This window comes from Endozoicomonas sp., assembly GCF_031844845.1.
GTDB lineage: Bacteria > Pseudomonadota > Gammaproteobacteria > Pseudomonadales > Endozoicomonadaceae > Endozoicomonas.
The window spans coordinates 1-11,988 of sequence record NZ_JAVRMB020000314.1 but is presented as its reverse complement, the minus strand read 5'-3'; the positions used below and the strand labels follow the sequence as shown (position 1 = coordinate 11,988).

Genomic DNA, 11,988 nt, shown 5'->3' with positions numbered 1-11,988 from the left:
AGATGTGTATAAGAGACAGGTCTTCAGCCAATGACTGGATGAATAAGATTAAGTTGTTTGTAGATAAAAAAGACGCTGTCAAAGGAATAATTAAAGAGTTTGGCGAGAAAGGTGATAGTGGTCTTGATGGTTTGATTGGTCAGATAAAGGAAAAAAACAAAGTCGATTTGACAAAGTCTGTTGTGGGGTGATTGATGCCGCCCTAAAGGACAGGGTTTCCCGCACAAATTGATGAAAGCGTTTAATCCGTAACCCGGAAATGCCAGATGCTCTTGCGCTTTTTTTCGGACAACGGCGTCCCTTAATAGTGGAACCGGCAGGCAGCAATCACAAGATTCTTCTCCGTTACCTGATAGACAAGCCTGTGCTCATCGCTGACCCGGCGGGACCAGAAACCTTGCCAGTTTCCTTTCAGTGGCTCCGGCTTGCCCATCCCTGAAAAAGGCTCACGCAGACATTCTGTGATTAAGCGATTGATGCGTTTAAGGGTTTTCCTGTCTTGCTCCTGCCAGTAAAGATAATCATCCCAGGCATTTTTTGACCAGCAGAGTAAACGAAGGGATTCACTCATCATCCAGCCCTTTTTCAAGGATCTGGCCTTTTTTTATCTGTTCAATGGATTCGTTCAAGTGCTTTGCATTATTAGGGGAAGACATCAAATGCAGGGTTTCCATAATGCTGTTGTAGCTATCCAGGGACATAACCACAGCATCTTCCCCATCCCGCCGGTGGATAATAGTATGTTTGGCATCATTCACTACCTGATCCAGAACGGCCTTGAGATTGTTGCGAGCCTCAGAATAAGAGATGACATTCATAACCAGTACCAGTTGTTCAATTAATTGGACAAGTATAGCTGGGATAGGAGAATGTTGTCCGTTTCCCGTTTCCCGTTTCCCGTTTCCCGTTTCCCGCTTCCCGAAAAAGCCTGGTGTGCTTGTGCGTTCTGCCTCAGTCCTATGATCGTTGTGATAATGGATCAAACTTTGCCTGAGTGTGCGTGCGTTGCACGCTGGCTGTTTTGTTTGTGGTGGTGGGGGGATGCATTCCCACGTAAACGTGGGAACGAGGTGGAAAAACTGGAGGCGCTTGCGCTTTTACGGGCAGCGGGAGGCGGGCAACGGGAAGCGTTCCCTTAAGCCAGAAACTGCCCGATCAGGAAATAACCCACCAGGGTAATCAGAATAATCCCCATAATATTCAGGGCAAAACCAGCCTTCACCATATCTTTTATCTCCAGTTTTCCTGAACCAAAGACAATCGCGTTAGGTGGCGTGGCTACCGGCATCATAAAGGCGAAACTACAGGCCAGTGCAGCCGGTGCAGCCAGCATGATCGGGTCAATACCCAGCGTAACACCCAGGGCACCCATCAAAGGCAGAAAGCCGGCAGCAGTTGCCGTATTACTGGTCAGCTCGGTAAGGAAGGTAATGATGGTCACCACAAAGGCAACCACCAGAAGAATTGGCAGGCCATTGGCGATACTCATGGCTTCAGCGACCCAGCTGGCGAGGCCTGTACTTTTGATTTGCGCTGCCAGGGTGAGACCACCACCAAACAGCATCAGTACGCCCCAGGGGATGTCCCGGGCTTTCTCCCAGGACATCACATAAACCCGTTTATCCTGTTTAACCGGAATAATAAACAGGCTGATGGTGGCAGCGATGGCGATGATAGTGTCTGACAGCCCCGGAATATAATCCTTCAGGAAGGGTCTTAGAATCCAGCACAGGGCAGTTACCGTAAAGATCACCGCCACGGTTTTTTCACCCCGGCTCATTGGGCCGAGTTTTTCCAGTTGCTGGTTGAAAAGGCCTCTGGCTTCAGGGTTTTCTTCTTTGGAAAGCTTAAACCCAAAACGTGTCAGCCAGACCCAGGTCACGATCAGCATCAGCAGGCTCATGGGCAGACCCACCATCATCCACTGGGCAAAACCCACTTCCATGTTGTAGTTTTCTGAGAGGAAAGCGGCCAGCAATGCATTGGGCGGTGTGCCGATCAGTGTGGCTAATCCTCCGATACTGGCACTGTAGGCAATGGCCAGCAGCAGGGCTTTGCCAAAGGCCTGATTTTCAGCCTCATTTTTACCACTGATCATGGACGCAACGGATAAACCAATGGGCAGCATCATAACGCTGGTAGCAGTATTGGACACCCACATACTGAGAAAAGCGGTAGCAATCATGAAACCGGCGATCTGGCGGTCTGGCCGAACCCCGGTTTTCAGCATGATGTTTAATGCGATACGTTTATGCAGGTTCCAGCGTTCCATGGCCATGCCCAGCATGAAACCGCCAAAGAACAGGTAGATCGTCGGGTGGGCATAAGGCGCAGTGACTTCTTTGATGCTGGCAATACCCAGAAGAGGCACTATCATCATGGGTAATAAAGAGGTGACGGGAATGGGGACTACTTCCGATACCCACCAGATGGCCATCATAGTAGCCACACCCACCATATACCAAGCATGCAGCTCCATACCCGAGGGTGGGGGAACAATCAGGGTGAGCAGTAAGACCAGTGGTCCTGCAAGCAGGGAAAGCCAGTAGAGCGCACCGGGTGAAGATCGTTTAAAGGCTATATTTTTTTTAGTCACAATACCAGATCCATTACGGTTTATACGCATAGTGTCTTTTATTTGCCGCCTTACTGATATTGATATGGATCAATAGTGTGTTTTTTTTTTGAACAAGCGTGTCTGGTTGTTGATTAATTACAGGGGTATGCACAAAAAGCCTGCAGATTGAGATCTAACAATTATATTTAAGAGTCAGGACTCAACTTAAATCTTAGGATGAAGGGATATATTATTATGGACGTTTCAGCAAACTCTTTTCTTACTGAAGCTTCAGCTCAACGCAGTTCTCAGGATGTAGGAGTAAATAAAGCAGTCAGGAAGGGACGTCATGGGATTCATCAGGTTTTATCTGTTGACCCTTTTTTAACTGGCAATAGCGTTTGTTATGAATTTAAGGTGCGTTCTGGCTTATATTCGATTGGCTTCCGATTGGTAACGCAACTTCCGGAGAATTCCGGGGTGGCAGAAGGTTGGGATGACAGGTCGGATAAGGTCAATGTTAAAAGTTCAGTGAAACCGGCGGGTTATCCTGAGGGCAATGAATTAGAGTGGGACCCGTTCATGCCTCTAAAGCCTGCAGTATCCAGTGTAGATAGTGATTCAAGCGCCACCGATTCTTTGAACAGATACTTGGCGTCTTTACCCTTGGCCGGGAATAAGAATCCCCATGCTGTTTTCGAAAATACAAGTAGCTTGAATAGTACTTCAGTCTCTTTCGGATTCCCGGAGGTTTTAACCGAAAGCTTAAATGTTGATAAGTACATGACCCTTTGCTTTTTAGACAACAGCCAGGACTTGTGTGGGCTGGAAGCAGGAAAATATATGATTTCATCTGGTCATGAACTTACCGGCGACTCCCATAGATATTCAGGATTTTTTCTGCGTCAGATTCCATTCGATACCTATTCGGCACGAGGTAGTGCAGTCTCCGGCCAAAGCGAATTATCGTTGACGAATACACTTTCCTCAAGTACTGAATCAGTGGGCGTTAATACAGCCGGATGCATCGACTCCACCTTTTCTTTGAACAGCTTGTTAACCAATTCATCCATACCCGCTGAGCAGGAGAACTGTACTGATTGCGAAAGTACAGGCTGCCCGAATAGTGCTTCAAACTATTCCGGGTTCTCGGAGGTTTCAAGCGGAGCTTACAGTGCCGGTACCCGCTCTGTTGTAGTTGACAGTAGAGATTCTGGCAAAAAACGAAAATCGTCATTTTTTGGCTTCTTGAGAAATATCTTTGCATGTACCGGAGGTATCAGAGATGGGTCTTCCACTATTAAGTTAAACAGTAGCGCTGATGCCAGTTCTTTCCTAAGATATTCAGGATCTTTGAAAAGTCAGGCTTCTAGAGATAGCGGTGTGTCAGGATGTAGTTCATCAGGAGAGATCTCGTTACCCCACTCTTTAAACAGGTCGCCAACAGTCAATTCTTGTGCAGCCCCTGGTCTGTTTACTAATGGTCATAAAATCAGAACGATTGCCGGGAATATAAGCCATTCAACAGTCTCCAAAACTATATGTGACAGCCTTATCACTTATGATCAGAAAAATATTTCAGAGTGGTACAAAGAGGCATATTCAGATGGAAATAGGCTGATACATACTGTTGAAAGATTTATGTTGCAAACTTTTACCTACTGGTTAGGCTGGTGTGATAAGAGTGGTAATAATAAAAATCCTTTTTCAAAATCGGGTAAGAATTTGAATGAAAAGTTTCTTTTCTGGGTTGAAAATAATGCCGGAGCATTTGAGAGGATTGCTGAGGTTTCACAATTGCTCTCAAGTGTTAAAAGGGCGGTTGGTCAATGCATTGCAGAAAATAAAAAAACTATAGGTCCTGTTCAGCTCTATGAGATATTATCTTTTAATGAATCTAAAAAGAACGATCCAAAAGAAGAATCTGGCGCAGGAGGTGTAAATAATGTAACTGCTCAAAATTCACTGGCAGATTCAGCTTCAGCTTCTGGTTCTCTACAGCTCAGTGATTCCGGTGAGGATTTGCAGAAAATCTCAGGTTTGCCAGTGGTAAATGAGCAGTTACTAAATAATTGTTCTTCGGGGATTATTTTCAGTTTGTTAAAATTGAGTAAGCTTATTGATAGCATGGGGGATTCGGTGAAATACAAAACCAAGAAAAAAAAGATTATGAAGGAATTAAACAAACATACCATTGTGGAAAAACCGAAAGAGAGGTTGTCTCTGCTAAATGCCTGTATAAGTTATAATTTGGCGGTTGTTCTGATTGAGAGAGAATATAATCGTGCCGGTCTAAACCAATACGATCCAGCAAGACGCGTTGAAGGTGAGTTAGCGTGCAATACTGATTATTCACGCTTTGAAAGTGACGATCTGGAAGTTATTAATAGTCTGCTTAAGTTAATTGACGCCCTGGATCAAGAGGCTGGCAGCATTCTTCATCAATACAAAACCGAGCTCGATGGCCTGCCAAAAAAGTTACAGGATAAGAGTTTTGAAGAGAGAGTGTTGCACCTGCGTAAATCTGGGAAAGGGTATATCAGTGACCCGTTAAAAGGCATGAAGACAACATTGCTCTTGATACAGTCAGGCAGTAAGCAGAAGAATCCAGTTGATTATTTCGCTTGATTCTCTAAGTCAGGAGTGCGATAGCGAATGACCTATCGAGCTACATTCCCCGCCACATTCAGGGCATCCCAGGTGCGGGCAAACGGTGGTGCATAACAGAAGTCCATCATACCGAGGTCTTCTGTGGTCAGACCGCCTTTGATGGCAGCTACCAGTGCATCGACTCGCAATACCGCCCCCCTTCCGCCAGCAATCTGGCCACCCAGCAGTTTTTTGCTGGAAGATTCGTAGATCAGTTTCACCAGAATGTCGGACTGCCCGGGATAGTAGTTAGTGTGATCCTTATCCTTGATGACCACAGTCTGGTAGTCGATACCCTCATCTCTGGCTTCCCGTTCGCTGAGACCGACCCGACCTGCTTCCAGGCTCAACACTTTGACACAGGCTGCGCCGTAAGCACCGGGGAAATGTTTGTCTGACCCACCCATCACCTCACCGGCCAGGCGGCCCATTTTATTGGCATAGGTGGCCAGGGGAATCCATACCGGTTTGTTTAATTGGCCGTGGGGAACGGTGGCGCAGTCTCCGGCGGCAAAGATATTGGGAATACTGGTTCTGCCCTGATCATCGGTAACGATGGCACCATTGCCCAGCATCTCAAGACCAAGGTCACTGACCAGACGGGTATTGGGGCGCACTCCGGTACAGAGCACCACAAGGTCTGCCGGATACTGGCCTTTGTCAGTGGTTAATAGAAGTCGATGGTCGTCATCTTCTGAAAGGGACTGAACGGACTCCTGCCAGTGACACTTAATACCTGCTTTGTTGAGGGCTTCCATCACCCACTCCGCGACTTCCTGGTCGAAGGTTCCTGCCAATGGCCAGGGGGCACTTTCAATAATGCGGACATTCTTCCCCTGTCGTTCAAGTGCTTCTGCCATTTCAAGACCGATATAGCCGGCACCGATAATGGCAACCTCTTTGATCTCATGATTGCTGATGGCTTCTTTCAGAGTGATGCCATCGTTCATGGTTTTGACGCAGAAAACCCGACCATCCGTCAAGCCTTCTCTGAGACCCGGTACCGGTGGAACTACCGGTTCTGCGCCGGTAGCAATCAGCAACCGGTCATAGGGATGGTCAAAGTACTCGCCAGTAGACAGGTTGTGCACATGAACGATTTGTTCTTTAGCATTGATTTGTGTGACCTGATGCCGGGTACACACATCAATCCCCCTGGCGGCAAACTGTTCTGGTGAGAACTCTGACATTTCGCCGGCGTCTGAAAAGAAGTCACCGACATAATAGGGCAGGCCACAGGCGCCAAAAGAGATCACATCGGACTGTTCATAGACCGTAATAGTGGCATCTTTTGTCACCCGGCGGACTTTGGCCGCGGCACTCATGCCCGCGGCTTCGCCACCGATGATAACGATGCTGAGAGATTCAGAAGCCGTGGATTGATTCAGTTCATTTACACTCTTTTCAGAAGAAAAGCTTTCAGAAATAGCAGACATCAGGAAACCGTATCCATATCCAGGTCAAGGGAATCATTGCTGTTGAAGGTGTCCATATCCACCTCACCCATAACCCGACCACCCACAAAGCCGGTAGTAATGGCACCGCTAACGTTGACGGCAGTACGTCCCATATCAATTAAGGGTTCAATGGAGATCAGCAGGCCTGCCAGCTCAACGGGAAGGCCCAGGGCAGAAAGGACAATCAGCGCAGCAAAGGTTGCACCACCACCCACTCCGGCCACACCGAAGGAGCCAATGGCGATGGTAATAATCAGAGTGCCGATAAAGCTCAGGCTGGTAGGGTCAATGCCCACTGTTGGTGCAATCATAACTGCCAGCATGGCCGGGTAAATACCGGCACAGCCATTTTGGCCAATGGTGGTGCCAAAAGACGCCGCAAAGTTGGCAACGCCTTCAGAAACGCCAAGACGCTGGGTCAGGGTCTGAATGGTCAGAGGCATGGTGCCTGCGCTGCTGCGAGAAGTGAAAGCGAAGGTCAGTACTGGCAGTATTTTCTTAATATACTGAATAGGGCTGGCACCGACCATGGTTACCATAATCAGGTGAACCACAAAGACGGCAATCAGTGCCGCGTAGGAAGCGATCACAAACTGAATCAGCTGCAGGATATCGGTGAAGTTACTGCCCGCTACCACCTTGGTCATCAGCGCAAGAATACCGAAGGGTGTCATCCGAAGTACCATGGTCACTATACGCATGACGATGGCATGAGCCACTTCAACGGCCCGTTCAAAACTACCGGCAATTTCAGGCTGTTTGCGATGCAGGCCAAGCACGGCGACACCAATAAAGGCAGAAAAAATCACCACACCGATAATGGATGTGCTGCGGGCACCGGTCATATCCAGGAACGGGTTGGCGGGGATCAGGCTGACCAGCATACCGGGGATTGACAGATCCTGCATGTGAGCAGCGGTGGATATCAAATGTTCACCCCGGGCTGTTTCACGAACACCGGAAGTAATCGCTTCAGCGGTGAGACCAAATCCCAGTGCTGCCAGGATACCGATAACCGCTGAGATGGTGACGGTAATCATCAGAAGCGCCAGAATCCAGCCACTGATTCGGCCCAGGGTGCCGGCGCCTTTCAGTTTCAGAATGGCTGAAATAACAGACACCATGACCAGTGGTACGATAATCATTTTCAACAGGGCAACATAACCGCTACCGACAATATTGAACCAGCTGATGGACTCGGTGAGTGTTTCGGAAGGGTAGCCATAAAATAGTTGCAGACAGGCACCGAAACCCACCCCCATACCCAGGGCAATAAATACCCTGCGGGTGAAAGGCATGTATTGTTTTTGAAAACGGTAGAGGACGCAAAGCAAACCCATCATGATAAAGAGATTGGCCAGTACTGCTAAAGACATGATTCTTATTCCCTTCCTGTTTTAAAAGGCGTTCCCAGTGAAGCCCACTTCTGGTTAGCAAAGAGTGGTTGGCAAGACGATATTCTCAATCCAGAGTGCCAGGTACTTTTGGTATTCAATGTTGTGTATTGAGACTACCAATCTGTGACATAAGTTCCGTTCGATTGCTCTGAGATCAGCGACCTGCTGAAGCCGGTCGCTATTATTCAATAAATTAATGGTTTGCGATAGCATGTTAACTCCCTGTTTTTTAGAATATTTTTTTGTAAGCACTATAGTTTTACGGAATAAAAACCGTTTATCTGTGGGTGTTTTGACAGGGCTGGCACTGGTCAAATTTTCATCTTGTTGGGGGGGGCAGAATCTTGGATTATTTTCTTGAATGTAGCTTTTTTATTCATTCATTCTGGATTCATTAACACAAAGACAGAGGCTTGACTAGAATGTGGTCTGTTTAAAAGGATGTTTGTGGGTATAAGGGATTAGAATAAACAGTTCTCTGAAATAGGATCTCATATGTCATGGATCGTTACTTGTCACATTATTGGCATCGGTCTCCTGTTGAATCTCTGAGTAAGCAACCCTCTCCTGAAGATGTTCCGCAAAACGCACGTTTGAGTTCCTCTGCTAATCTGCGTGTGGAAACCTGTTCTGGCGTGGCTCAGCTAAAAGTAGGTTCTGAGGGTCACATGAGTTCCTCTGCCCCTGAAAGAAGCCTTTGTGATTATAAATCCCGTCTGCTGTCTGTGGTTGCAATGCCAAGCCACATGGCAACCCCTATAGGTAAGATCATTCAAGTGGAAAGAATCATTGGTTCTGATTTCTTTCGAATACATAATAATGCTTATGCTGGTTATTCCCGTATTCCAGTGCTGGAAAATTTGTTTTCTGAGGCAAAGCGAGGTGAAAGGATTGTTTCAGTATCAGAGCTTATTAAGGATCGTGAGAAATATATTAATGATAAAATAGGCAACAAGGAAGAATATCAAAAAGAGGCTGGACAGCTCATTTACCTTTACCTTCACTTTTTATTATTGTTTCATGATTGTGGAACGGCAAATATTAAAGATTTTGCTCCCTATCTGGATGTAAAAAACGTGTTGGTTACGAATTGGGTATATCTGATCAAGCCAAAGTTACTTGCAGAAGCATCTTTTGAGCTTTGTAAAAAGGAACTTGGCCAGGATCTGCGATCTGAAACTGATGATAGCTGTGTCCAATTCGAAGTGGCTACTCGAAATTTGGAGGAGGAATCCACAACGAATTTTTTTCTTCCCAGTGAAACCGTTGGGGAAAGTTCAAAACCTGCAGTTTCTCCACCAAAAAATGAGAAATTTCGATTCGACCCCGACAAAGAAAAAATTCTGCTTGAAGGCTTTGCTGTGAAAATGGAAGATCTTAAAAGAAGTCATAAGAAAGAGCTTAAAAGTAATCATAAGAAAGAGCTTAAAAGTAATCATAAGAAAAAGGTTGAAAACAATCAGAAAGGGAGACCAACTTTCGCACATCCAACAATCGGCCTTCCAGGCCATTTACGAATTGATACCGCCTTTACTTATCAAAACCTGGTAAATATGCTGCTTGATTTTCTCGCTTTAAACTCAGGAAAAAAGTCAAGAATAGTTATGGAGTCTGTGCCAGAGTTGGTTGTGAGGTTTTTAAACAGGATATTTGTAGAGAGAGTATCCGTATCGGAAAACAGTTCTTCAAAGTCCAGAGAATCTTTGGAAGAAACAGGAGCAGGTTAGGGTATGAGTTAATGTTTCAAATTTTTAACATAAACTCCCTGCATCCGCTAATCAATAATCGAGCAGCCCCCACAGGGGGAATATTGGTGTAGTTTATTGTTTTGGAGTTGAACTATGGAATCAGTATCTTCAAGGGCTGGCGTTTTTGTTAGGCAATATTCCAAAACCAGTAAAGTATTGAAGAAACACGCATCATTGGGGTCAGGTCCAGGTGGTCGGGGTACTTTGGGAAGCCGTCCTGTTAAAATCCATTCTCCAAAAAAGCAGACCATTGGACCGTCTTCAACCGCCAGTTCCTGTGGTGCGACGAGCGTATCGCAGGAGCGCACATTATCGGGGTCAGGTTCAAGTGGTTCTGGCTTTCGACCAGAGGAAAGCAATCCAGTTGACATCCATGCAGATAAAAAGCAGGTCAGTGGGTCGTCTTCAGCAGTCAGTTCCTGGGGTGTGACGAGCGTATGGAAGGAGCGCACATTATCGGGGTCGGGGTCAGATTCAAGTGGTCCGGGCTTTTGGCCAAAGAAAAGCAATCCTGTTAGCATCCAAAAGCAGATCAGTGGGGCGTCCTCAACAGCCAGTTCCTGGGGTAGGTCGGGCGGTTGTCTGGTATTTGAAAATGAGAATTTTGTTACTGATCTGCGACAACAGTTGCTAATGATTGAAAGCTGCAGAAAAGTTTCCAATCCCCCCGCTGAATCCAGTGCGTTGAACGGGAATGGATTCGTGGCGCCCGAGTTCGAAAGAACCGACTCCATATCTTCAACAGCCTCAACCGCAATCATCGAGCCGGACATCATCACTTCCGGATTCCCCATAATCAATACGCTAAGATACTGGCAATCGAATGGTTGTACTATTGAACCGCTCTCTGGTGTTATAAGAAACACAGCAGTGGGCGTGACAGAGACTAAGGCTGATAATATTCCGGACCCTGAGCTTGACAGGGCTCAGGTATGGCTTGTCATGTCTCCGGCTAAGGATCATCAAAACGATCAACTTGTCTGCTCAGACCTGCCGGATGAGGGCCGAATGGTTGTCAAGATAGAAGTGATCCCGCTGATTCCCGAAAATAAAGGAAAGTCTGCCACTTCTGGCGAGTCTGCCATTCTCAAAAGGCTTCAACATGATCATATTGTTCGGTGCATTGATTCCGGTGAGTGTGAGAATTCTGACTATCAAGACGACAGTGGTTACTTGATTAAAGTGCAGCAGTATTTTCTCAAGATGGAATATGTCGGTGATAATCTGCGAACCTGGCTTAACAACAAAGGGACCAGCCCTGGGAAACTGGTAAGCATTCTGGCTGACTTTTCTTGCCAGTGCTTTGGGGCGCTGGCTTATCTTCAGGAGTGTGGGATTGTTCACTGTGATATCAAACCGGAAAACCTGCTGGTTGCTGAATCTCCGGATGGTAAGGCAATTATCAAAATTGCTGATTTTGGTTTTGCCTATGACGCAGGGAAGGAGGGATTTAAAGTCTGCAAAAATGGCGAAGGTGCTGCGATATCAGGCTCAGCACAGTTTGCCGCACCGGAAACAAAACCGAAACACGGAAAAGAGCAAACACAGACGCATAAGAGTGATATCTACTCATTTGGTCTGACCATCGCCAGTATTCTTTGTAATTATGCTGTTATTGATGCCGGTTATATGAGAATTCCGGATGGTACCGATCGCGAGTTAACACTGAAAAAGAAAGATATTCCGATGGTTCAGGAGCTTGTCTTGCTGATTGAAAAAACACTGAGCTGGGAGCCTGAAAGTAGAGTGACTGCCAGCGAGGCCGCTGAAGAGGCAAAAGAACTGTTAGTTGCTGCAGAGGCAGCAGGTGCAGGTGGCAGGTAAAATTTAAACCCGGAATTCTGAACTGCCAGAGGCTTGCGGGAGGTAATTCCTGTCTTCGAGGCTGTCGCAAAAGGTAGCCTGACAATGGTCTGGACGTAGGTCGGTTCGCTTGCGAGCCGACTCGTGGCCCAGTTGCGGGTAACCGACCTACAGATGATCTTTTGCGACAACCTCGGAGGAGGGTGTCGCAAAAGGGCAAAACACCCCCCGACCGTCATCGTCGCGAAGGCGGTTGTCGCAAAACCCTCCTCGCTCCCACGCTTTTAGGCCCTGTGGGTCCTGCGTGGTAGCGCCAGGACCCAACCACAGACACGATTCCTGTGGTTGGCTATGCATTCCCACGCAGAGCGTGGGAA

At 46.9% G+C, this 11,988-nt stretch carries 10 protein-coding genes; 4 read left to right on the top strand and 6 right to left on the bottom strand.

Annotation, left to right across the window (positions count from 1 at the left end):
* The coding region (locus RM811_RS17525; RefSeq protein WP_402526910.1) for a hypothetical protein at window positions 1-191 on the top strand (191 nt) is incomplete at its 5' end.
* A gap of 110 nt (window positions 192-301) precedes the next feature.
* On the opposite strand, the gene RM811_RS17520 is transcribed toward RM811_RS17525, so the two are convergent.
* The 3 genes from RM811_RS17520 to RM811_RS17510 all read right to left on the bottom strand — a co-directional run bounded on the left by RM811_RS17520 (window position 302) and on the right by RM811_RS17510 (window position 2,596).
* On the bottom strand, window positions 302-574 hold the full coding sequence (locus tag RM811_RS17520; protein WP_402526908.1) for a Txe/YoeB family addiction module toxin: 273 nt from the start codon (window positions 572-574) through the stop codon (window positions 302-304).
* Window positions 564-818: a type II toxin-antitoxin system Phd/YefM family antitoxin gene (locus RM811_RS17515; protein ID WP_402526907.1), complete on the bottom strand. Its 255-nt coding sequence runs from the start codon at window positions 816-818 to the stop codon at window positions 564-566. The genes RM811_RS17520 and RM811_RS17515 overlap by 11 nt, the downstream gene beginning before the upstream one ends.
* A 317-nt stretch (window positions 819-1,135) precedes the next feature.
* Window positions 1,136-2,596, bottom strand: a complete 1,461-nt coding sequence (locus tag RM811_RS17510) for an SLC13 family permease (RefSeq protein WP_402526905.1) — start codon at window positions 2,594-2,596, stop codon at window positions 1,136-1,138.
* A 216-nt stretch (window positions 2,597-2,812) separates the two neighbouring features.
* On the opposite strand from RM811_RS17510, the gene RM811_RS17505 reads away from it, so the two are divergent.
* Entirely contained in the window at window positions 2,813-5,185 is a 2,373-nt protein-coding gene (locus tag RM811_RS17505) for a hypothetical protein (RefSeq protein WP_402526904.1), read from the top strand.
* 32 nt (window positions 5,186-5,217) lie between these two features.
* Here the strand turns inward: RM811_RS17505 and RM811_RS17500 are convergent, their stop codons facing one another.
* Entirely contained in the window at window positions 5,218-6,642 is a 1,425-nt protein-coding gene (locus tag RM811_RS17500; RefSeq protein WP_402526902.1) for a CoA-disulfide reductase, read from the bottom strand.
* Window positions 6,642-8,039: an L-cystine transporter gene (locus RM811_RS17495; RefSeq protein WP_402526901.1), complete on the bottom strand. Its 1,398-nt coding sequence runs from the start codon at window positions 8,037-8,039 to the stop codon at window positions 6,642-6,644. The genes RM811_RS17500 and RM811_RS17495 overlap by 1 nt, the downstream gene beginning before the upstream one ends.
* A 521-nt stretch (window positions 8,040-8,560) precedes the next feature.
* Here RM811_RS17495 and RM811_RS17490 point away from each other — a divergent pair.
* Window positions 8,561-9,787, top strand: a complete 1,227-nt coding sequence (locus tag RM811_RS17490) for a hypothetical protein (RefSeq protein WP_402526900.1) — start codon at window positions 8,561-8,563, stop codon at window positions 9,785-9,787.
* Between the two features lie 47 nt (window positions 9,788-9,834).
* Here the strand turns inward: RM811_RS17490 and RM811_RS17485 are convergent, their stop codons facing one another.
* Window positions 9,835-10,608, bottom strand: a complete 774-nt coding sequence (locus RM811_RS17485) for a hypothetical protein (protein ID WP_402526898.1) — start codon at window positions 10,606-10,608, stop codon at window positions 9,835-9,837.
* Window positions 10,609-10,684: 76 nt separating this feature from the next.
* Between RM811_RS17485 and RM811_RS17480 the strand changes: the two genes are divergently transcribed.
* Entirely contained in the window at window positions 10,685-11,632 is a 948-nt protein-coding gene (locus tag RM811_RS17480) for a protein kinase domain-containing protein (protein ID WP_402526897.1), read from the top strand.
* Window positions 11,633-11,988 lie beyond the last annotated feature (356 nt).